Raw genomic sequence first — 20,972 nt, forward strand, 5'->3', positions numbered from 1 at the left:
TGGACGCGCAGCACATGGGCGCGCAGCACATGGGCACGTCGCGAACTGTGGCATCTCCTCAACCTTGGTGGTTTGGGTCGAGCTTCTGACGGAGGATCGCGCGAATCGTGGACACGTCGAAGGGTTTGTCCACGCGCGGGGCGTTTACGCGCGAGATGAACTCGCTGGCGCGCTCGGTGAACGCTCCGCCGGTCATGAACACGATCTTGTCGACCATGCCGGGATGGTGCTCGGTGATGTGCTCGTGGACGTCGCGACCGGTGACGTCGGGCATCATGACGTCACAGAAGATCAGATCGAAGCTGGCGCCATCATCGAGGGCGCGGACCCCCTCGCGGCCGCTGTCGACCACGGTGATCTCGTGCTCGGGCAGCGAGCGCACGAAGCTGCGGCCGATGTTGGGCTCGTCGTCGATGACCAGGATCCGGGCGCGGGGCAGATCTTCTTGGCGCTTGCGGCCTGGCACGGGCGTCAGCGGGCTGAGCACGGCGTCGGCCGGGGCCGGGGGCAGCCTGACCGTGAAGCTGGTGCCCTCGCCGATCACGGAGTCGACCTGAATCACCCCGCCGATGTGGTGGATGATGTCGCGGCAGATATACAGCCCGAGGCCGGTCCCGACCCCGACGGGCTTCATGGTCACGAAGGGCTCGAAGATCCGCTCGATCAGGTGCTGGGCGATACCGCTGCCCGTGTCGGCGACGATGACCTCGGCGTGGCCATCTTCGCCGGTCGTGGTCGTCAGGCGGATCAAGTTGTCGTCGGCGGCGCCCTCGGGGATCGCCTGGGCGGCGTTGACGATCAGGTTGAGGAACACCTGGCCGAGCCGCGACGAGTTGGCGAGGACCAGGGGCGAGCCCAGGTAGTTGCGCTCGAGCCGAGCGCGATGGCGAATCTCGTTGATGGCCATGCGCACCGACGAGTCGAGCACCTGGCGGACGTCGACCGGGTGGACCTCGTCGCTCGAGCGGGAGAAGGTCTTGAGATCGCGCGCGATGTCGCGGACCCGGCGGGCGCCCTCGGCCGTCTCCCGCAGCAGCTGCAGCGTGTCCTGTGAGCACAGCTGGCTGCGGGCGGCGTCGGTCTGATCCAGGCCAATCGCCTTCTCGGCGCGCTTGCCAAGGATGTGCAAGTTGGCGAGCACGTAGGTGAGCGGGTTGTTGATCTCGTGGGCCACGCCCGCGGCCAGGGTCCCGATCGAGGCCATGCGATCCGAGAGCATCAGGCGGGCCTGCAGGTCCTTGCGCTCGCTCATGTCGAGCATGACGCCGTCCCAGACCACCGTGCCCGACTCGTTTCGCACCGGTCGGGACTGGGCCTGAAACCACCGGACGTCGCCCGAGGGCAAGATGATCCGCCCCTCCCAGCTCCACAGGTTCAGCGACTCGGCCGAGCGGGCCAGCGACTCGCGCAGGTCTTCGCTGTCTTCGGGGTGCACCCGGTCCGTGAACGCCCGCGCGTCAGCGACCACGTCCGCCGGCTTGATCCCGAAGGTCTCTTCGGCGCTGTCGGCCATGAACGTGAATTCGAACTCGCCGTCCGAGTGGCGCTCGAACTGAAGCAGCACGCCGGGGATGTTGGACGCGATCCGGCTGATTCGCTCGACCGTGGAGGCCAGGGCCTCTTTCGTGTCGCGAACCTCGGCGGTGCGAACCTCGACGAGGCGGGCCAGCTCGGCCCGCTGCTGGTCGTTCTCGGCTTGCAGCCGGTTGTTGTCATCTTGCAGGGACTTGACCCGCGCCGCCGAGGCCACGACCTTGCGGATCTTGGAGCTCGAGACCGGCTTGGAGATGTAGTCGTAGGCACCGGAGCGCACTGCGCTGGCGGCCGTCTCGACGGTTGGCTCGCCGGTCACCAGAATTACTTTGATGTCGGGCCAGCGCTCGGCGACGGCCTCCATCAGGGACACCCCGCTGCGCCGGGGCAAGATGATGTCTGAAACGACGACGTCAAAGTGACCGCCGCCCTCGGCCTGGGCCTTCACCCAGGCTGCTTCCAGCGTTTCGAGCGCCTGATCGACGTCCTCCGCTGTTTCGACTTCGTGGCCATCGTCACGAAGGAACAGGGCAAAGGTACGACGCAAGCTGCGTTCGTCGTCTACGACGAGGATTCGGGCCATGGTGGACGATGGGGGGTGGGTGACGGGAGCGCGGGTTGATGTTCTCAGTCCAGCTCTGCGGGTATAACATGTCCGGCCAAGTCGCCGACACGATGGTCTTCATGGATGACGAGCGTGACCAGCCCGACCAGCCTGACCTGGTCAGCTCGACCGAACAGCCAGCGGCCAACGACCCCGAGCCGGTCGCCACGGTACAAGCGCTGCAGCTGGCGCTGGCGCGAACTCGCGCCGAGTTGAAAACGGCACGCGAGGACTTGGACGTGTTCTCGCAGCTGACGTCCGGCTACTGGTGGTCTGCGGGCACCACGGAGGCCGGCCGCGAGGTGCGGGCGTGGACGACACGCAGCTTCACGCGCACCACCGGCCACGACAGCGACTACGTCAAGCGACTCGCGTCGGCCGCGGATGTCCAGGTGCATCTCGATGATGCTCAGCCTTACGCGAACATCGTCGACGCCGTCATGCGAGGGAGCAGCGCAGGTGGCCGCGATCAGGCGGTTCACGAATTTCGATTGCTGGGCCGCGATGGCTCGATCATGTGGGTCCGCCAGCGACTGGAGGGTCGCGGCGAGGGGCCGGGCCGCCGGATCCACGCCAGCGGCGAGCTGATCACCGAACGAAAGCGGACCGAGGACGCGCTCGGGCACGTCGAGGCCCGGTTTCTCTCGCTCGTCGAGCACGCCCCCAACGTGATCGTCACGATCGATCTCGAGGGCACGATCTTGTTCGTCAACCGGCAGGTCCCGGTCGATGGCCGCGAGCCCTGGGAGTTAATTGGTTCGAGCGTGTTCGAGCTCGCGGGAGGCCAGAGCGGTCCCAACCTGCAGGCCGCGATCGCCGAGATCGTCGAGCGCAAGAGCGCTCACGAGTTCCCGCTACGCGGCATTGTCGCGCGTGGGTCGGAGGAGCAGGACGCCCGCTGGTACGAGGTCCAGGGCGCGCCGGTCATGCGCGGGGGCAGCGTGGTCGCGATCACCATGATCCTCACAGATGTCACCGAGCGCCGCGTAGCGGAGCTCGCGCTACGTCGGTCGGAGGCTCGCTGGCGGTTCTTGTGGGAGAACGTCCCGGATCGGATCACCGAGCTCGACGCGGACGGTCGGATCGTCGTGACCAATCGCGCGGTCGGTGAGCGGCGGGCCGAGGAGCTCTACGGCACCCACGTGTTCACGCACCTCAGCCCCGAGGCCGCGGGCGCGCTGCGTCGGGCGATGGACAACGCGCGCCGCACGGGCGCGCCGTCGAGCTACGAGATCACGGTGCCGTCCGCGACGTCGGGCGAGCGCGAGCGGTGGTGGTCCAACCGCGTGGTGCCCTACGTCGACGGCGGCGCCCGTGGGTTCTTGCTGATCGGGACCGACGTCAGCGATCGCAAGTCCGCCGAGCGCGAGCGCGCCAACCTCGAGGCCCAGCTGCGCCAGCAACAGAAGCTCGAGTCGATCGGCACGCTCGCCAGCGGCGTCGCCCACGAGATCAACAACCCGATCCAGAGCATCATGAACTACGCCGACCTCGTGCGGATCCGGGCCGAGCCGGGCGGCGTGGTCGCGGACTTTGCGGGAGAGATCGTCGCCGAGACCGAGCGCGTGGCGACGATCGTCCGCAACCTGCTGGCGTTCGCGCGGCAGGAGAAGGAGCACCACAGCCCCGCGCGGATCAGCGAGGTCATCGAGGCGACCCTGACCTTGCTGGGCGCCGTGCTGCGGCGCAGTCAGATCGCGGTGCGGATCGAGATCCCCGAGGACCTGCCCACGATCAAGTGTCGCAGCCAGCAGATCCAGCAGGTGTTCATGAACCTGATCGGCAACGCCCGCGACGCGCTCAACGCCCGCTACCCCGAGTTCGACGAGAACAAGTACGTCTCGATCAGCGCGAGCGTGTTCGAGCGTGACGGCGAGCCGTGGGTCCGGACCACCGTCGAAGATCACGGCAGCGGGATCTCAGGCGACGCGATTGATCGGGTGTTCGATCCGTTCTTCTCGACCAAGGCCCGCAATGAGGGCACTGGCTTGGGGCTGTCGGTCAGCCACGGGATCATTCGCGAGCACCGCGGCGAGCTCGAGGTCGAGAGCAAGCCCGGCGAGTACACCCGGTTTCACGTCAACCTTCGGGTCGACAATGGCTGGGGTCTCGACCTCGACCTAGAGTCGTAGCAAGCCCTCGCGCACCGCCTTGACGACCACGTGCGTGCGCGAGCGAGCGGTGAGCTTGTCGAGCAGCGCGTCGACGTGGAACTTGACGGTGTGGGCCGAGATCCCCAGCGCCTCACCGATCGCCCGGTTGGACAGGCCCTCGGCGACCCGCTCGAGCACGTCTTGCTCGCGCGGAGTCAGGCGCTCATTCGCTGGCGGTCGGTCCGGGGGCGACCACGCCGCCACGATCGCGTCGGCGGGGTCTTCGTCGAGCACGCTCAGGCCCAGCTGCGTGGCGAGGATAGTCGCGCGCAGCCGGCCGATGTCGACGTTGACGTCGAGCAACCCGCGGACCCCGGCCGCGAGCAGCGGCATCGGGTCGGTGGTCTCCGAGATGATCGCAACCACCGGGGGCGCCTCGAGCTCGTCGTCGTGCGCGGGATCGATCGGGAGCAGCGGGAGCTCGCCGGAGCGCTGGATCGGCGCGACCCACACGATCACGCCCGCGAGCGCTGGATCTTCGACCACATGCAGGCCCGCGGCCGCAGACAGCTGGGCGCGCAGCGTGGCCTCGAGCGCTGGATCTGCGCTCACGATCACGACGGCGACCGAGGCGGGGGCCGAGGCCGGCGGCGCGGTCCACGGTTGTTGTGCGTACTCGGCGAGGGAGGTGACAGAGGCGCCCGCGCCCACCGAGACAGACGGGGCGGCCGGACGGCGGCCAGAGCTGGGGAGATCGAGTGGCATGGCGGTAGCTCGCTGATGTTCGCTGCGGCCCAGCTCGAAGTTCCAACTGTTCTCAGCTCGGGCCAGGCTTCTGGCCCGCTTGCGGGCGCCGTTCGTAGACTGGGTCACTGTGGGCAGCGAGCGCCAGCTAGAGCGCGCGCAGGAGCGCCAGCGTGGTGACCGAGGCGACCCCGGCTTCGCGCAGCGCGTGCATGCAGGCGCGGGCCGTCGCGCCGGTCGTGGTCACGTCGTCGATGAGCAACACCCGCCGCCCGCGGACCTGCTCGGGGCGGCGGACCACGAACGCCCCGTCGACGTTGGCCGCGCGGGCCGGCGCGTCGAGCCTGGTCTGCGGCTGGGTGGCGCGGACCCGGGTCAGCACGCGCCGGGCGAGGGTGGGGGCCCGAGCTCGCATGCTTCGTCGGGCGTGCTCGATCGCCCAGCGGCTGAGCTCTTCGCTCTGATCGAAGCCGCGGGCGAGCCGGCGTCGCCAGTGCAGCGGCACCGAGGCGACCAGGTCGCAGTCGTTCAGCACCCCTGGCTCGGCGACCAACAGGCGCCCGAGCGGGCCGGCGAGCGCCAGCGCGCCGTTGAATTTGAGCCGCACGACGGACCGACTCAGCGGTCCGTCATAGGACCACACCGCTCGAACGCCGTCGGCCTCGGCCAGCGACGCGGGCAGCCGGGTCTGCAGCGGGTGACAGCGAGAGCACAGCGCGAGCGCGCGGTCGTGACGAAGCAGCCGCTCGCAGCCGAGACAGATCGGGGGGAACAAAGGCGCCCACATGCTCGGGCTATCGGCCCTCGCCGCGTCGATTTGCACGCTTTGGTAAGAATTTCAGTGAAGAGATCTCAGAGGAGATCTCCACATTATTTGGGGTTTTGATGATTGTCGCGAACCAGCGATTGCTTGCGAATACGCGCGAATGGTCGAATTCGGCGAGCTAGTGGGGGTCCTTGGCCGAATGAGCGGTCCCGACCGGACAGTCTGGCCCCGTCCCCGGGGCGTGGCGCAATGCCGTCCGCGGGTTCAGAACAAATAAGAGGAGGTTCGATACCCATGCGTACTCCATTGAGTTTCGGTGTTGGTGAAGTCCTGTTTTCCTCCGCGTTCCGGATCACCCCGCACGATGTGGCCGCGTGGGAGCGCGCCAAGGTGCTCGGTGGCCGCGACGATCGTCCCGGCTTCCGGTCCCGGCTCGAGCGCCCGCTGGTCGCCGGCAGTCCGGTCCCGCAAGACCTGATGCTCGCCTGCGCCCTCGAGGCGCTCGAGCACGCGAGCGGGCTCGACGGCTGCATGTTGCAGCCAACGTCGGCCGGAAAGCTGCGCTCGCTCGCTCCCGTCGGGATCGGCGAGCCCCTCAGCTCGGTCGCAACCGTGCGCTATCGCAGCGACAGGCCCGAAGGCAGCTTCTTGACCCTGTCGATCGAGATCCGCGGCGGCGGCCGCAAGCTGGCCGACGTCGAGCTCTGCGTCGAGGTCACGGCCCCCAAGCCCACGGCCAATGCGGCGGCTCCTGCCACGCTCGAGTGGCCCCACGCCCCGTTCAATCAAGCCGCCTGAACGACCGCCTGAACCAGCGCCCGAACAACTGTACGAACGGCTGCACGAACCCGGCACGAGCGGGTGTGTACGGATCCCCGCGGGATCAATGATGATAGGGGTGCCCGGCGAGGATGGTGCCGGCCCGATACAGCTGCTCCGCCAGCAGGACCTGGGCGAGGCGATGCGGCAGCGTGAGCCGCGACAGCCCCATGACCCGATCCGCCGCCTCGCGGTCCGCGTGGTCGAACCCGTGCGCGTCGCCGATCAGGAAGTCGACCTGGCGGATCCCGGCGGCTCGCCAGGTCCCCAGCCAGTCCGCCAGGGTCTCGCTGGTGATCTGCTCACCCCGCTCGTCCAGGACCACCCGCGGGCCGCTGCTCGCGGGCTGGGTGCGACCGCGCAGGGCCGCCAGGTCGCGCAGGTGAACCAGCTCGAGCGGCAAGAACGAGCGCGAGCGCCGGGTGTAGTCACTGACCAGCGCCTCGAGCCCGGGCTGCTTGAGCTTGCCGACCGCGAGGATCCGAAGCCGCACGCCGCCGCCTCAGGTGTCGAACAGATCGTCGTCGGGGTTGACGCTCGACCCCGCCTCGGTGTCCGCGTTGGCGGTGGCCGGCGGATCGTCGTCGAACAGGTCGTCGTCGACGAACTCTGGATCGTCCTCGGCCTCGTCATCGTCGCCGTCGTCGTCGACGAACTCGTCCTCGAACCCGCCGAACGCCAAGTCGCCGCGGTAGCTGGGCATTGGATCCGGCGCCGTGAGACCGTCGAGCTCGCTGTCGTCCATGACCTCAGCCGGGAGCCCGAGCTCGACCCGCGGGGCGTCGCTCCACATGCTCTCGAGGTCGTAGTGGCGACGCACGGGGTGGTAGAACACGTGGATCAAGAAGTCGTCGTAGTCGAGCAGGGCCCACAGATACAGATCCAGGCCGTCGCTGCCGATCAGCTTGGCGCCCTCGCCCCGCGCGGCTTCGAGGATCGCGTCGACGATGCCCTGGACCTGTCGCTCGGACCGCGCCGACACCAACAGCGCCCAGTCGGTGTAGCCCGCGACCTCCGTCAGGCGCAGGATCACCGGTGCCTTGGCGCCACGATCAACAGCCGCCGCCAGGCCCTGCTCGAGGGCCGACGGCAGTTCGCCGCGGCTCCACGTCCTCGGTGTCCCCTGCTCAGGCATCGCAGCGCTATAGCCCGCCAGATCAGGGCCCGGCAAGCCCGTCGAGCAAGCGCTCGCGCAGGAGCTCGGGCCGCTCGCGCTCCGGGACCGGCTGGGACTGCTCTGGAGGGCTGATGACGGGGGCCTGAGCGGGGATCTGGACGTCCCCGTCAAACCGCGCGCTGCCAGTGAGCTCGCGACCCGCGCTGTCCTCGAATGACCAGCTCAGCTCGAGCTGCGCGGCGAGCCACAGCCCAGTGGCCCGATCGAGCACGATCGAGCCCGAGCGCAGGGTGACCTTCGCGCCCCGCCGCCACGGGACCGGAGCCTCGACCGTGCGTTCTGGGTGGGGCCGGTCGTTGGCGCGCAGGCTCACGCGCAGGGCCGGGCGGCCCTCGTGCTCGATCGCCTCGACGGGGCCGAGGTCCACGTGCGGGCCCGCGAGCTGAACGAGGTCGAGCACGGCGGCCTGGGCATCGTCGGCCCACAGCTGCCACAGCTCATCTTCGAGCGGTCGCTCGAGCCAGGCGCGGCCGTCGAGCTGCGACCACACGCGCTCGTCGATCACGATCAGCGCGCGGCCGTGTTCGTGCTCGTTGTGCTGCTCGAGGTGCAGGCGCGGCGGTTGGTCCGGCGTCGAGCCCCAGCGCAGCTCGAGCTGGTCGATCACGCTGAAGCGCTCGTAGATCGGCCGGCCCTCGGGGACATCCGGGAGCGGCTCGGCCGGGTCGTGGCCGACTGGGCCCGTGGAGATCGCCGCGCGGTAGCTGAGCTGGTGAGGCCCGAGCAGCTCGCGGGCGAGGTCGTGGCGCTGGGCGAGCAGCTCCACGAAGCTGTTCCAGTCGGGGACCGCGGCGAAGCTGTTGACGCGGCTGCGCGCGTCGGCGCCGAGATCCCGCGTGGCCGAGAGCGGCTTGGCGTCCGGCTCGTCCCGATCTCCGCAGCCACAGCCGAGCGCGACCACGGCGGCGAACACTCGCAGCAGCTGCGAACGGGGGCGCATGCGCGGAGGATAGAGCGCTTCGCTCGGGCAAGCGACCGCCCCCGTCCCGGGACCTCGGGCTGTTGAGAAAGCATTTTCTGCTAAGGTCGCGAGCTGTGCTCGGAGCCGTCCCCGCCAGCTTGCCGGTCGCCGTCGATCCGACCCTGATCGAGGTCCTCATGAGTCCGTGGCTGCGCCTGGCCGCGTTCGTGTGGGGGGCGCTGTGGGGATCGTTCGCCAACGTGGTGATCTACCGGCTCCCGCTGGGCCTGTCGGTGGCCCGCCCGCGCTCGCGCTGCCCCGGCTGCGAGACCCCGATCGCCTGGTACGACAACATCCCGATCCTGTCGTACTTGCTGCTGCGGGGCCGCTGCCGCAAGTGCGACGAGCCGTTCTCCGCCCGCTACCTGCTCGTCGAGCTGCTCGCGGGCCTGCTGAGTTTCGCGCTGTTCATGCTCTACGTGGTCACGCCGCTGCTCGAGGGCGGTGGCATCGAGGGACTGATCGCCTGGCAAATCTGGTTCTTCTTCTGCCTGGCGCTGGTCATCGTCACCTTCACGGACCTCGATCAGTGGGTGATCCCCAACGAGATCGTGCTGGGGATGTCGGCGCTTGGGATCCCGCTGGTCCTGTGGCGCCCGGACCTGGTCGACGTCGAGCCGATCCCCGCGATCGCGTCGGGCGTCGCCGGGCTGGTCCTGATCGCCGGGATCCGCTGGTACTACCTAAAATTCCGTGAGATCGAGGGGATCGGCCTGGGTGACGCCAAGCTGATCTTGATGATCGGGATCTTCTGCGGGCCCATGGCGGTCGCGTGGACGCTCGGGGCCGGCGCCGTCCAGGGCCTGCTGGTCTCGATCCCGATGCTGCTGAGCGGCCGCAACCCCGCGAACTCCGACCTACGGGAGGTCCACGGTGACGATCCCGAGCTCGGCGAGGCCGACCCCGACGCGGGGGTCATGGGGCAGCACGTGCCGTTTGGACCGTTCCTGGCGCTCGCCGGGCTCGAGTGGGTGCTGCTGCGCCGCCCGATCGAGGGGCTGTTCGCCTGGCTGATGGGCGCGTGAGCCGGCCCAGCCCACGGTACCCTGCGGGCGATGGCCAAGATCGAGCTCGACAAATTAAAACAGCTGCGCGAACAGGCCGGCGATCTGACCCAGTGGATCTGGGTCGGCGCGTCGGGGCTGATCGTGCTCGTGATGATGTTCATGTCGTTCACGACGATCGAGCCCGGCGAGGTCGCGGTCCGGGTCAACAACGTCACGGGCTCGGCCACGGCGATCACGCAGCCCGGCTGGGTGTTCCGCATGCCCCTGGGCATTCACTCGCTGCACGTGCTCGACCTCAGCCCCCAGACCTTTCAGATGAAGGGCGAGCAGGGCGTCGACGATCTGCACGTCGAGAAGCTGACGGTCCGCGCCAGCGACGGCGCCAACTTCCACTTTGAAGACACCACGCTGATCTTCCAGATCACTGGCGACGAGGCCGTGACCGTGACCCGCGACGCGGGCGTGGAGTACATGTATCGGGCCTGGATCAAGCCCTACGCCCGCGCGATCCTGCGTGACGAGTTTGGCCGCGAGTCCACGATCACCGTGTCGGATCCGTCGAACTACGGCCGGGCGGCGACGCGGGCCCAGGAGCGGCTCAACGAGTTCCTGCGGCCGCACGGGATCATCGTCACCCAGATGGTGACCCCGCGGCCCAAGTTCAACGCCAACTACGAGCACCTGATTGAAGAGCGCAACCGGCTGCGCAACGAGCTCGAGGTCATCAAGTCCAACCTCGAGCGGTCCGAGACCGATCGCCAGCGGACCTTGTCCGAGGTCGACCGCGACGAGAACAAGAAGATCCAGGAGCGCCGCGCCGTGCTCGAGTCGGATCTGGCGACCGCGGTCGCCGACCGCGAGAAGGCGATTCAGGCCGCCGACACCTACAAGATCGCCAAGATCGGTGAGGGCCAGGCCAAGCTCGTCGCCGCTCGCCGCAAGGCCGAGGAGCTCGAGGGCCAGCTCGAGGCCGACTACCGGGCCAAGAAGTCCGAGGTTGAGGCGTTCCGCACCCAGCCGGTCGAGCGCGTGATGCAGCGGCTCGGCGCCAGCCTCGAGGGCGTGACGATCCACATCGAACCATGGGCCAACGACGCCAACCCCTCACGCGTGGTGCTCGAGCAATAGGAGTGACGACCATGGAAAAACTAAGCAAGGCATGTAAATGGTTCGTCCTCGTGTTCGTCGCGGCGGTGCTGCTGCGCGGGTCGCTGGTTCACAACGTCGAGCTCGGGAAGGTCGGGGTCCGGCGCAGCAACGTCGGCGGCGTGGTCGAGAAGGACCTCGCGCCCGGCTGGCGGCTCGAGATGGCGGGGCTGCACAAGGTGATCGAGCTGCCCAGCACCTACCAATTCCTGGACTTCCTCGAGGGCGACTCGCTGGAGATCCGAACCAAGGACAACAACATCGTCACCCTCGACATCTCGGTGCCGTATCGAATCACGCCCGGCGCGGGCTGGGAGATCGTCACCGCTGGCAACCACGTCGAGGACGGCCAGGGTAGCTTTCGGTTTCAACGCCTGACCCGCGAGACCACCGTGGGCGTGCTGCGTCAGCACCTCGCCGATCTGCAGAGCAGCGACTTTTACGACACCGATCGCCGCAACGCCGTCTCGGCGCGGGCGCTCGACGTGCTCAACGAGGAGCTCGCGCCGCTCCACGTCGAGGCCAACGCGATCTTGATGCGGGCCGTCTTCTTCCGGCCCGAGTACGAGCAGCAGCTACTTCAGATCCAGCTCAACGCCCAGAACAAGCTGCTCGACGGGGCCCGCAAAGAGGTCGCCGACATCCAGCAGACCCTCGATAACTATCAGCAACGGACTTTTGCGCTGGCCTCGGCGCGGGCCCAGGAGTGGGTCGCCCGGCTCGCGCGGGTTGATCGCGCGTATCAAGTCGGGTTCCTCGCTGTCAAGCCGGAGGTGCGCAGCAGCGCGGTCGTGGAGACGCCCGACGCGGAGCCGGAGACGCCTGACGGGGAGGCGGAGACGCCTGACGGGGAGGCGGAGACGGCTGATGGGGAGGCGGAGACGCCTGACGCGGACGTGGCCGAGAACGAGGCGCTCGCGGTCCTGACCGAGGAGGAGCTGGCCGAGCTCGAAGAGCTCGCCGAGCAGAGCATCGACCTCGAGCCCGGCGCGGCGCGGCGCAAGCTCGAGGAGCTGACCGTCGCGCAGAAGACCGCGCTGCTTACCGCTGCTGCCAAGGCGCTCGGCGGCGAGCCGGAGGAGTACGGGGACAACTACTTGCTGGGCATCAAGAACATCCAGGCCGAGACCTTGGCCTACGAGCAGCGGCTGCGGGCCGAGGCCGACGGCGTGTCCGCGCGCTTGAATGCCGAGGGCCAGGCCTTGGTTGCGGCGGTCAACGGTAACTACGAGGCGCGCGTGAATCAGCTGCTGGACTCGCCGGCGGGGCGGGCGTTCGTGGCCTGGCAGGCGGCGGCGAACATCCACTTTGCGGAGGAGCTGACGTTTCAGAGCCGCGACGGGATCCCATCGGTGCTGCGGCTGCGCGACTTCGCCCGCGCGTTCATGGGCGAGTGATCAGCAGTCGGTGCCCTGCCCGAAGGTCGTGTACCTCCACAGTCGGTGCCCTGCCCGAAGGTCCTGTACCTGAACAAGGGCATCGACTGAGCGTCTGTACAAGCTATACGAATATAAAGGTACAAGACCTTCGGGCAGGGCACCGACTGAGCGTCTGTGCAAGCTATACGAGTATGAAGGTACAGGACCTTCGGGCAGGGCACAGACGCCGCGGTCAGCATTCCTGCATCTGCACGCCCGTTTGAGCACTGGCGAGGCAGGCGAGCAGCTGCTCATAGCTGACCGCGTCGAGCTCAGGACGGTGGTCCACCACGAAGCTCTCGACGCACTCGTCGGTGAGCGCTCGCCGCTCTCCCTCGGAGAACCGCAGTCCCCCGCTACCAAGCTCTTCCGCGGTCTCGCGCATCACAACATCAAACATATGATCACAAACCGCCCGCTCGCGGTCGGTATCACCCGAACCCGACGCCGCGCTCGGCATCGGATACCGCCGGTCACAGTCATCCACCTCGTCCCCGGTCTCGGCCTCCAGCACACACGCAGCGACGCTGCGCCAGTCGGCGCTGCCCCGCGTCGCCGCCTCGATGCTCAGCTCATGGGCGCAGGTCTCCATCACCACCGGGTCAAACTGCGGAGCTCGGCCGGCCTCGGCGGCGACCATGCGGGCGAGGTGCTCACACACCCGGATCGGCTGGATGCTGGTCGCGTACGCTGCGTCGCCGTAGTCGGCGGTGGTCTTGCGGCTGTCGGGCTCAGGCGCTCGAGATGGCGCGGGCTTGCAGCCGAGCGCGAGCAGCACCCACGCGAGCCGTCGAGTGAGCGTGGCGGTGAGGTTCACGGCGGACACCGCTCGGCGTCCGCGGTGGTCGTCGCGACTTCGACGCACGCGAGCATCGTCGCGTAGTTGCTGGGCCCGAGCTTGCGTCGCTCATCGTTCACGAGCGAGTCGACACAGTCGGCCAGCAACGGCCTGAATTCCGCGAGCCTGGCCGCGTCGAGCATCGGTTCGGGCCCGAGCTCCTCGACGACGCTCAGCGCGAGCAAGTGCATGCAGACGCCAGACTCGCGCGGGTGCTCGGCGATCGGGGCCACGCTCGATGGAGTTGCGAGCCTGCACGCGTCGACGCCAGCGACGTCGGTCGTGGCCCCGAGACAAGCGGCCAGGGTCTTCCAGTCACCGATCGGACGAAACACCTGGGCGATCCGATGCTGGCGTCGGCACACGGCGTCGGCGTCTTGGCCCGCGTCCGCGGCGACCTCTCGCGGGACGAGGTGCTCGCACACCTCGATGATGTCATCCGCAAACGGCACGGGCCCGGACAGCTCCGCTGCGCCGATCACCGGGCTGCGCGAGCCCGGGGAGCCCGCGCGATCGGGTGGCGTCCAGGGCATCGGCGTCGCGCGTGGGACCGGATCCACGTCGTAGCCGGAGATCTGCGGGGGCTGATCGGGACCGTAGCCGAGCGCCTCCGAGTCCACGCCGCTGACCGCACGGTGGCACCCGGTTGCCAGGCCCAGGCTCGAGACCACCACCGCCCAGGCACAAGCTTGGTCACGCACCGCCGGAGTCTACGTGACGTCGGCGTCTTTCCACGCCAGCCACCAATTTCTTCGAGATCTGGTCACTGGGACCTAGGGAGCCCGTGGTGCAATGCCTCACGACACCTCGCGCCGGCGCGAGGAGCCGCGATGCATTGCACCACGGTATCCCCGGTTTTGGCGGCCCGCTTGCTCCGATCGTGGTCAGCGTGGACCATGCGGCGAGTCTCGCTGATGCGCGCGCACGCCTCGATCCCCTCCGGTTGCCCGGCTCCGGCCTACATGGCCTGGAACTGGCCCAGTACGTTGTTCCGCGAGCGCTGGGGGCCCGGTGGCCCAAGCGGGGTCAAGCGGCCTCCGACCGAGATCGCGGGTGGGGCCGAGCGCGCACATCCACGTCGCGCGCGGCTGTCAAGCACCGCGGGAGTCCCGCTACCCGGGCCTGCGCTTCCAATGAGCCCCAACTTCGGTACTGTGTCGGACTTGCGCGCCGGCGATCCGGCCGCGACTGCGATCGCCGTGTTCAAGCAGGGCTGCACCAACCAGAGCGAGGCTACGGCACAGGCCGTGGTCGCGGCGTCGGTTTATCGAGGGCTCGCTCGGATCGAGCGGACCGCCCGAAGCCTGCAGGCCGTCGGGACCATGCAGACCTCGTTCAACGAGTCGAGTGAGCGGCCCAAGCTCATCACCATGCAGATCATGACCGACGAACGCCGCCCCGCTGTGCTGGCTCGGCGGGTGGTTCCAACTCTGCTGCTGAGCGCGCGCTCGCGTGAAATGTCAACGCCGTGACCTCTGCCGCCCTACTTCCCCAGTTCGAGCCGAGCGAGGACCGCGCGGAGTCGCGTGATACCCTCCGCGACCGCCAACCCCCTGTGGCACGGATCGTCTACGCCTTGACTTCACAGGGCCGCGGCCACAGCTCGCGGGTCACGGCCATGGCCGAGGCCCTCGAAGCTCGCGGTCACGAACTGCTGTTTTGTGCGGGCGGTGGCGCCGGTGGGCTGCTCGCCGACCAGGGCCGCAACGTGATCGAGGTCCCGGTCCTGCGCCACCTGATGCACAACAACCACATCCGGCTGTGGACCAGCCTGATGCAGGTCGGCAAGAAAGCGATCGAGACCCGCGGGGTCGTCGACGGGCTCGTCGAGCGCTTCGAGGCGTTCCGACCGAACCTGCTGATCACCGACTTCGAGAGCTACTCGGTGCGCGCGGCCCAGCGCATGGGCCTGCCGCTGATGTGCTTCAACCACCAGCAGATCCTCACGCACACGCGCTACGAGGTCCCGCGCCGCTACGCCTGGGACGCCTGGGTCGCCCGGCTGGTCATCAACACGGTGATGCCCCAGCAGCCCGAGCACGTGCTGCTCAGCTCGTTCTTCTACCCGCCGCTTCGCTATGAGCAGGGCGCGACCATGGTCCCGCCGATCCTGCGCGCCGCGGTCCGGGAGATCGAGCCCTCCACAGAGGATCACGTGCTCGTCTATCACAACGATCCAACCGGCGTCGTCGGGCTGATCGAGGCCATGCAGGCGCTGCCCGAGCACCGCTTCATCGCCTACAATTTTCAGCCGCCGCCCGACGCCGCGCGGACGATGCCCAACATCGAGTTCAAAGATCCCGAGATCGACGGGTTCTTGGTCGACCTCGCGAGCGCCAAGGCGGTCATCTCCACCGCCGGGTTCACGCTGATCTCGGAGGCGCTGTATCTGGGCAAGCCGCTGCTGGTCATGCCCAACGGGGGGATCTTCGAGCAGACGCTCAACGCGCTGTACCTCAAGCGCGAGAACCTGGGCGAGGCGATCATGCACCGGGTCCCGGGCCCCGACGATCTGCGGGGGTTCCTGCAGCGGGCCGCGCAGCACACCGGGCGCCGGCCCGATCTGCTCACCTGTGGCAACGACGAAGCGGTGCAGTGCATCGAGGACGTGCTCGATCGCGTCCGCGGCCGCGCTGTGGTCGGGGTGAGCTAGTATTCCACGATGTCGTGGAGGCTGCAGCGAGCCGTGGTTGGTGCGTGTGTGGTCGCGCCGGCCGTGGGGTGTGGCCCTCGGGACAACACAGCGCCAGTCCTCGAGGACGCTCGGTTCGAAGACCCCAGCACGCTGGTGCTCAGCTTCTCGGAGCCGATCGCCAGCGTCGCCGACATCGATCCTGTCACGCACTTTCGACTGGGCAGCGGCTTCGCTCTCGATGCGCTCGGCGTGACCGTCTACTACGACCTCTCGCACCACTTTTGGGACGGGTTCCCGGGCTCGGGGGCCGACGCGTCGGGGCTCTGGCCGCGGCACGGGTTCACGATCGTGTCGCTGGTCGAGCCCGGTGACGATCCCTCGCAGCTGCGGCTGACGCTGGCGTATCCGCTCACCTACTACGTCTGCGACAACCTGTCGTTGGCCGACGAGATGGAGATCCCGGCGGGGATCCACCTGCACTACGCCGAGGCCGGGTTCCCGCGGGTCACGGACGAAGCAGGCAACCCGCTGGCTGACATCGGCGCGTGGTGGGTCAGCGCGAGCTTCTCGACCACGCAGCCCGGGGCGTTTCCCGAGCTGGACGCGCGCATGCCGATCCCATGTCCGGAGCTCTAGGGATGTATATGACCCCCACAGGCGGCTTCGCACTTCGCGGTCACTCGCTTCGCTCGCTCCCAACGGGCTGGCTGTTTGCGAGCGCATGTGTGGCCCCCTGGAAGGGGGCTCCATATGACCCCCATAGACGACCTGGGCTCGCAGGCATAGAAAAACGGGCTCTCAGAGCCCGTCGACGGCCGCGCTCGCGGCGGCCTCCCTGTGGCCTCCAAACTATTCTTCTAGCAGGTCGGCGGTAGCAAACTTCTTGGCACAGAGGGCTGACGCAGCAGCTCGTCGAGCTGTCCCGCGAGCGGGCGTGGGAGTGGGAGTACTCGTGGCTTGCGTCCCTTGGGTGCGCCGTAGCTGCCGTCCGCCCAGTGATCGACATGCCGGCTCGGGGCCGAGAAGCGCAAGATCGCCGAGTCGGCGCTGGGCCGCGACTCGAAGGTCGGCAAGAAGCTGACCATCGAGGACGTCGACGACCTGCTGGTCACGCGGGTGGGTGGGCCGCGGCCTGGGACGAGGTCTAGTTGACTGGGCGTGGCGCGCAGAGCGGTGTGGTGAAGACCATCCCTTGGGCGAGTACCCGACTCACCCGCGTCGAGCTAGGCTCGCGCAATGGCCACGTTCTCGAAGTTACCACGCGAGTCAGCGACATCGGCCCGACCGAATAAGTCAGGTTCACGGCGCCCGTTTCAACGAACGGCGGCTTCGACTTCGACCACAAGCGCCACTGGCGTCAGCTCGCCAGACAGCGCGCTCGAGCGGGAGGCCACGCTGGCGACCAATGCCGTGTTCGGACCTCGCACGACCTCACCGCGTCCGACCCGCGAGCGACCGTCTGCCACGGACGCAAGCGGAGCGCTGGACCTGGCCAGGAAGAGCGCACGACGCGACGCCGAATCGCTCGATCCCCCCGCCGAGCTCGGTGAGCTTTCCGACGTCAACGTCCATGAGGGGCCATCGGTCGACCGCGCGGGCGCGTGGCTGAAGGCCAAGGCCTTCAGCCACGGGACGGACGTGTTCATGACTCGCTGGGCCGGGGCCAGGCAGGAACGGCAACGAACGCTCCACCACGAACTGCTCCACACCAGTCAAGAAACAGGCTCCCTCATCCACCGGGAAGACCACGCTGTCGAGTCGGTCCTCCAAGACGCTTTCGCCGTGCTCGCAGACCGCGACGCAGCAGCGCAGGAAATCCGCGTCATCGTTCGAGGCCTCGCAACCAGCGACATTTCCTATTTGTTTTGGGGAATTCGGGTGGCGCAACTCAACGAGGACGTCTCAAAGCGCAACCTCCGGGTCGCGCGACAGGTCGCCATCGACCTTCTGCGCGAGCGTGCGCCCTACGACTCCGAGGCCGCTGAACTTCTCGCGCCGCTCGAAACCACGGACGTCGACAAAGACATGCTTGGTGCGGGGATCGACAGTCCGATGGAAGTTGCCTTCGTCGAAGCCGAGCTCGAGGACAGCATTCCCGTCGAGATCGCCATGGAGGAGGCGACAGCCGGCAACGAGGTCCGTGACATCGAAATTGCGGAGAAAGAGGAACAACGGAAGAGGGAGAAGAGTAAGCCCAAGTCCAAGACCGCGATCTCCACCAAGCGCAGCAAGGGGTACACGACATTCATCGTCCCGATCCAAGGTGGCCTCGACCTGGTCGTGCAATTCTATCGCTCCCCCGCATCCAACGAAGGAGGTACCCTGAGGTTCAAGGTCAAGCAGGATCCCAGGCCCCCCATCGAGACCCCGCTTCCGACGGGTAGCGCCTTCACCCCCAAGGTGGTGCGACAGTCCAAGGGGTTCTTGTCGTTCGGGTTCGCAAGTAAGAACAACGCGGACCTGACCGTACGGTACGGTGCTCGGTCCAAGCTCGAGCGTCACCACGCCATCAACCCCGAGGACCCCAACGGTCCCTTGCTCGTCAACGAGGAATTCAAGCGTACTTCCGTCGATGCGACCCTAGATTTTCATGGCAGCAGCCTGACCTATTCCTACCAGGGCCGCCTGCCCGACGAGGCCATCACTCCGCCCACGTGGGTCTTCCGGCGCCACGGCAACCACCTCCCGAGCTATATGTCCACTCGTGGCAAGTATGCCAAACGCGTAGTGCTGGTCGGGCCTCTGCTGGATATCGATCCCCAGCAGGTCGGAACCCTGGAGGGGTTCGAACAGGGGGTCGTCGAGAGCGGCAAGGTGTTGGGGTCGCTGGTAGTATACAGCATCCCCTATGTCGGGCCGGTGGTCATGCTCGGAGAAGCGATCGCCGGGAAGTCGATCTGGGGAGACGAGTACAGCACCGAGGTACGTGTTATCTTCGGATTGTTGGCCCTGATTCCTATCGCCGCGCGGGCGTCCGGTCTCATCGTCGAGTCTCAAGAGGCCGCGAAGCTCGCCAGTGAATTGAATATCTCCAAGAACGAGGCTCAGATTCTGATTCGCGGCGCCAAGCGATTCACCGCTGAAGATCAAGCGTTCCTGCGCTCGACCTCGGAGAAGGTCAAAAAGGGCATGGCCCTGACCGAGGTTGAAGCGACTCGAGTCGCAACTCTGATGAACCGCATTGGCACGGTCGAACAGATTATCTTCAGCGGCGCGAACGACATCGAATTGATCTGGCAGTCCTTCCGCTACTGGGGGCAGACCGAAGGTGCGGTGTACGGAGCACGAACGCCCGTTACGACGTTCTGGCAACGCATGAAGGCGATGATTGGCAAGAAAGAGGGATTGGTCGTGTTCCAGGGGGAGGCTGCGCAGCTGTTCAAGGCCCATGCCGTCGAAGGGCCGTACAGTGGGATGAAGCGGCTCCTCGGGCAGCACAAGGCCGGATTTGGTGATATCATGTTTGATGAGGCGACTCGCCAGGGCAACACGATCATTGTCACCCGCGCTCACATCGCTACACCAGCCGAAATCCAGCATGCCGGGCAACCCACGACCTGGGCGACGGCGCGGCTTTGGGGGCGGCGCTTGACCCTCGAGCCGCTCGCGGCGGCGGGTCTCGCATCCGGGGGGGTGATGGTATACATGCTGTGGGATTGGGTAAGCGACACGGACAGCGAAGAAGACAAATGAGGTGCAAGAAATGTCATCGCAAGATCCGCCCCCGTGCTGATCCGCCTGGCTACTTCTCGGTGCTCACGCTGCTACTGCTGGGCGTCGCGGTCACCCTTTTCGTGCTCTTGTCCCCGGTGTGGGCGCTGTTTCCGTTGGCGGGCGCCCTGATCACCGGCGTCGGCGTCGTCAACAGCATCATCGATGGGAGCAACGTCGAAGCCCGCAACAACGCTCGCGGTGTTCAGTGTCGGCAGTGCGGACACCTCAACAAGCTTCGCCCCTGGACCTTCTGAGCATCTGCGGGCGGTGTTGCAGGTTGCCCTCTGTGCCAACAAGGGTGAGACAGTCCGGGTTCAGATATTAGTTTAGCAGCGGGGCTGTTTGTTGGCCCCCTGAGAGGGAGTTCTGGCTCGTTTTCCTGTGTTCAGAGGACGCACGACGTGCGGAGGAATCTAACAAGTAAATGACCCCCACACGGACCTTAGACTTCGCCGACTGCAGCCGCTGCGCGTCTGGTCGCTTTGCTCCTCGGGGCTGTTTGTTCGCAGGCGCATGTGTGGCCCCCTGGGAGGGGGCTCTGAACACATTTCCTGTGTCCATGGGTCGCACGACGTGCGGAGAAATCTAGCTAGCTAAGACGCCCCGGGGTCTTGGCCAAAGTAGTCGCGCAGCATCGCGTAGAGCTCGGGATCCTTGTCGCGCAGCTTGTGAGGTCGCTCGAAGAAGGTCTCGACCGCGACGGCGAAGAACTCGGCCTCATTGGTCCCGGCGTAGTCGCGCAGGGTGTTGGCGTAGCGGTGAGTCCGAAGCTTGCGGAGTCGATCGGTGATGACCTCGAGCCACGGCGCGCTGCTGGCCCAGGCCGCGCCGATCGGGACCCCGTCCACGTGGCCGTCGGCCATGTCGAGCACATGCGCGAGCTCGTGCAGGCCGACGTTGTGCCCGTCGTGGCGGCGAAACCCGAGGGCGAGGTCGCGCTCCGAATAGAGGATCGGCCCCTGGTAGTGAACCATGCCCGTGATGTTGGCGTGGTCCTCGCTGGCGTAGTCCTCGTCGAACGCGCGCGGGTGCACGACGATGTCGCGCAGGCGCGGCCACTCGAACTTGGGCATGCCGTGGCCCAAGATCGCGGCCGACGACGCGATCAGCAGGCGGGTCTCGTCGTCGATCTCGAGCTGCCGCGCGCCCTGGCCTGCGCCATAGATGTTCTGCTCGGCCAAGAAGATCCGCACGTCGTCTTCGAACCGGCGTCGGGCCTCGCCGTCGACCGGGAGCCGGCGATAGAAGTCGACGCGGCGCTCGAGGATCTGCCGCCACGCAGCGGGGAATGGGGTCGAGACCAGCGATCGCCGCCTGTGGTAGGTGCCGGCCATCCACAGGTACCAGCCCGCACCCAGCACCGCGCCGACCACCGCGCCGACCACCGCATTGGGCCACGACCACGCCGAGGCGAGCGCGCCGATCAGTCCGAGCGCGGCGAAGCTCAGCGCGACGCCGAGGTGCACACGGATCTTGTTCGCGGGCCAGACCTGCACCGCGCCAGCATAGCGCCGGGT

General features: G+C 67.4%; 19 protein-coding genes. 10 read left to right on the top strand and 9 right to left on the bottom strand.

Annotated features, from left to right (window positions below):
* Positions 1–58: 58 nt before the first annotated feature.
* Positions 59–2,116, bottom strand: coding sequence for a response regulator (locus tag ENSA7_RS41785; RefSeq protein WP_106095011.1), 2,058 nt, complete (start codon positions 2,114–2,116; stop codon positions 59–61).
* A gap of 68 nt (positions 2,117–2,184) precedes the next feature.
* On the opposite strand from ENSA7_RS41785, the gene ENSA7_RS41790 reads away from it, so the two are divergent.
* Positions 2,185–4,269, top strand: coding sequence for a PAS domain-containing sensor histidine kinase (locus ENSA7_RS41790; protein WP_181234678.1), 2,085 nt, complete (start codon positions 2,185–2,187; stop codon positions 4,267–4,269).
* Here ENSA7_RS41790 and ENSA7_RS41795 read toward each other — a convergent pair.
* Together ENSA7_RS41795 and ENSA7_RS41800 are read right to left on the bottom strand one after the other, a co-directional pair.
* The gene (locus tag ENSA7_RS41795; RefSeq protein WP_106095013.1) at positions 4,258–4,995 is read right to left on the bottom strand and encodes a response regulator transcription factor; all 738 of its coding nucleotides are present in this window, start codon (positions 4,993–4,995) and stop codon (positions 4,258–4,260) included. The genes ENSA7_RS41790 and ENSA7_RS41795 overlap by 12 nt on opposite strands.
* 127 nt (positions 4,996–5,122) lie before the next feature.
* Positions 5,123–5,761 carry a ComF family protein gene (locus ENSA7_RS41800; RefSeq protein WP_106095014.1) on the bottom strand — a complete coding sequence of 213 codons (639 nt, stop codon included), beginning with the start codon at positions 5,759–5,761 and terminating at the stop codon, positions 5,123–5,125.
* A gap of 273 nt (positions 5,762–6,034) precedes the next feature.
* Here ENSA7_RS41800 and ENSA7_RS41805 point away from each other — a divergent pair, with 273 nt between their 5' ends.
* The gene (locus ENSA7_RS41805) at positions 6,035–6,538 is read left to right on the top strand and encodes a hypothetical protein (protein WP_146158778.1); all 504 of its coding nucleotides are present in this window, start codon (positions 6,035–6,037) and stop codon (positions 6,536–6,538) included.
* Positions 6,539–6,623: 85 nt separating this feature from the next.
* Here ENSA7_RS41805 and ENSA7_RS41810 read toward each other — a convergent pair whose 3' ends face one another.
* The 3 genes from ENSA7_RS41810 to ENSA7_RS41820 are packed head-to-tail and all read right to left on the bottom strand — an operon-like array spanning position 6,624 to position 8,676.
* Positions 6,624–7,052: a 23S rRNA (pseudouridine(1915)-N(3))-methyltransferase RlmH gene (locus tag ENSA7_RS41810; protein WP_106095016.1), complete on the bottom strand. Its 429-nt coding sequence runs from the start codon at positions 7,050–7,052 to the stop codon at positions 6,624–6,626.
* A gap of 9 nt (positions 7,053–7,061) precedes the next feature.
* Positions 7,062–7,694, bottom strand: a complete 633-nt coding sequence (gene rsfS, locus ENSA7_RS41815) for a ribosome silencing factor (RefSeq protein ID WP_146158779.1) — start codon at positions 7,692–7,694, stop codon at positions 7,062–7,064.
* 22 nt (positions 7,695–7,716) lie between these two features.
* Positions 7,717–8,676: a hypothetical protein gene (locus ENSA7_RS41820; protein WP_106095018.1), complete on the bottom strand. Its 960-nt coding sequence runs from the start codon at positions 8,674–8,676 to the stop codon at positions 7,717–7,719.
* Between the two features lie 95 nt (positions 8,677–8,771).
* Between ENSA7_RS41820 and ENSA7_RS41825 the strand changes: the two genes are divergently transcribed.
* From ENSA7_RS41825 to ENSA7_RS41835, 3 genes are read left to right on the top strand one after another with little or no spacing between them, the layout of a single operon-like run.
* Entirely contained in the window at positions 8,772–9,722 is a 951-nt protein-coding gene (locus tag ENSA7_RS41825; RefSeq protein WP_106095019.1) for a prepilin peptidase, read from the top strand.
* Positions 9,723–9,752: 30 nt separating this feature from the next.
* Positions 9,753–10,832, top strand: coding sequence for an SPFH domain-containing protein (locus tag ENSA7_RS41830; RefSeq protein ID WP_106095020.1), 1,080 nt, complete (start codon positions 9,753–9,755; stop codon positions 10,830–10,832).
* A gap of 11 nt (positions 10,833–10,843) precedes the next feature.
* Entirely contained in the window at positions 10,844–12,247 is a 1,404-nt protein-coding gene (locus tag ENSA7_RS41835; protein ID WP_181234680.1) for an SPFH domain-containing protein, read from the top strand.
* A gap of 214 nt (positions 12,248–12,461) precedes the next feature.
* On the opposite strand, the gene ENSA7_RS41840 is transcribed toward ENSA7_RS41835, so the two are convergent.
* Positions 12,462–13,085: a hypothetical protein gene (locus ENSA7_RS41840; protein ID WP_146158780.1), complete on the bottom strand. Its 624-nt coding sequence runs from the start codon at positions 13,083–13,085 to the stop codon at positions 12,462–12,464.
* The gene (locus tag ENSA7_RS41845) at positions 13,082–13,807 is read right to left on the bottom strand and encodes a hypothetical protein (RefSeq protein WP_146158781.1); all 726 of its coding nucleotides are present in this window, start codon (positions 13,805–13,807) and stop codon (positions 13,082–13,084) included. Before ENSA7_RS41845 ends, ENSA7_RS41840 begins: the two co-directional genes overlap by 4 nt.
* 432 nt (positions 13,808–14,239) lie before the next feature.
* On the opposite strand from ENSA7_RS41845, the gene ENSA7_RS41850 reads away from it, so the two are divergent.
* The 5 genes from ENSA7_RS41850 to ENSA7_RS41870 all read left to right on the top strand — a co-directional run bounded on the left by ENSA7_RS41850 (position 14,240) and on the right by ENSA7_RS41870 (position 19,709).
* Positions 14,240–14,578 carry a hypothetical protein gene (locus tag ENSA7_RS41850; protein WP_106095024.1) on the top strand — a complete coding sequence of 113 codons (339 nt, stop codon included), beginning with the start codon at positions 14,240–14,242 and terminating at the stop codon, positions 14,576–14,578.
* An 83-nt stretch (positions 14,579–14,661) separates the two neighbouring features.
* Complete coding sequence (locus ENSA7_RS41855; protein WP_280524081.1) at positions 14,662–15,759, top strand: glycosyltransferase family protein; 1,098 nt, start codon at positions 14,662–14,664, stop codon at positions 15,757–15,759.
* Positions 15,760–15,768: 9 nt separating this feature from the next.
* Positions 15,769–16,377, top strand: a complete 609-nt coding sequence (locus ENSA7_RS41860) for a hypothetical protein (RefSeq protein WP_146158782.1) — start codon at positions 15,769–15,771, stop codon at positions 16,375–16,377.
* Positions 16,378–16,977: 600 nt separating this feature from the next.
* Complete coding sequence (locus tag ENSA7_RS41865; RefSeq protein WP_106095027.1) at positions 16,978–19,434, top strand: eCIS core domain-containing protein; 2,457 nt, start codon at positions 16,978–16,980, stop codon at positions 19,432–19,434.
* On the top strand, positions 19,431–19,709 hold the full coding sequence (locus tag ENSA7_RS41870; protein ID WP_106095028.1) for a hypothetical protein: 279 nt from the start codon (positions 19,431–19,433) through the stop codon (positions 19,707–19,709). Before ENSA7_RS41865 ends, ENSA7_RS41870 begins: the two co-directional genes overlap by 4 nt.
* A gap of 339 nt (positions 19,710–20,048) precedes the next feature.
* Here ENSA7_RS41870 and ENSA7_RS41875 read toward each other — a convergent pair whose 3' ends face one another.
* Complete coding sequence (locus tag ENSA7_RS41875; RefSeq protein ID WP_181234684.1) at positions 20,049–20,951, bottom strand: M90 family metallopeptidase; 903 nt, start codon at positions 20,949–20,951, stop codon at positions 20,049–20,051.
* Positions 20,952–20,972 lie beyond the last annotated feature (21 nt).

It is taken from the genome of Enhygromyxa salina (assembly GCF_002994635.1).
Classification (GTDB): Bacteria; Myxococcota_A; Polyangia; order Nannocystales; family Nannocystaceae; genus Plesiocystis; species Plesiocystis salina_B.

Excerpts from the sequence above, each read along its gene's own strand:
- ENSA7_RS41795 (WP_106095013.1), bottom strand. The coding sequence starts at position 4,995 with ATGCCACTCGATCTCCCCAGCTCTGGCCGCCGTCCGGCCGCCCCGTCT.
- ENSA7_RS41830 (WP_106095020.1), top strand. The coding sequence starts at position 9,753 with ATGGCCAAGATCGAGCTCGACAAATTAAAACAGCTGCGCGAACAGGCC.
- ENSA7_RS41860 (WP_146158782.1), top strand. The coding sequence starts at position 15,769 with ATGTCGTGGAGGCTGCAGCGAGCCGTGGTTGGTGCGTGTGTGGTCGCG.
- ENSA7_RS41800 (WP_106095014.1), bottom strand. The coding sequence starts at position 5,761 with ATGTGGGCGCCTTTGTTCCCCCCGATCTGTCTCGGCTGCGAGCGGCTG.
- ENSA7_RS41785 (WP_106095011.1), bottom strand. The coding sequence starts at position 2,116 with ATGGCCCGAATCCTCGTCGTAGACGACGAACGCAGCTTGCGTCGTACC.
- ENSA7_RS41820 (WP_106095018.1), bottom strand. The coding sequence starts at position 8,676 with ATGCGCCCCCGTTCGCAGCTGCTGCGAGTGTTCGCCGCCGTGGTCGCG.
- rsfS (WP_146158779.1), bottom strand. The coding sequence starts at position 7,694 with ATGCCTGAGCAGGGGACACCGAGGACGTGGAGCCGCGGCGAACTGCCG.
- ENSA7_RS41835 (WP_181234680.1), top strand. The coding sequence starts at position 10,844 with ATGGAAAAACTAAGCAAGGCATGTAAATGGTTCGTCCTCGTGTTCGTC.
- ENSA7_RS41805 (WP_146158778.1), top strand. The coding sequence starts at position 6,035 with ATGCGTACTCCATTGAGTTTCGGTGTTGGTGAAGTCCTGTTTTCCTCC.
- ENSA7_RS41870 (WP_106095028.1), top strand. The coding sequence starts at position 19,431 with ATGAGGTGCAAGAAATGTCATCGCAAGATCCGCCCCCGTGCTGATCCG.
- ENSA7_RS41850 (WP_106095024.1), top strand. The coding sequence starts at position 14,240 with ATGAGCCCCAACTTCGGTACTGTGTCGGACTTGCGCGCCGGCGATCCG.
- ENSA7_RS41865 (WP_106095027.1), top strand. The coding sequence starts at position 16,978 with ATGGCCACGTTCTCGAAGTTACCACGCGAGTCAGCGACATCGGCCCGA.
- ENSA7_RS41790 (WP_181234678.1), top strand. The coding sequence starts at position 2,185 with ATGTCCGGCCAAGTCGCCGACACGATGGTCTTCATGGATGACGAGCGT.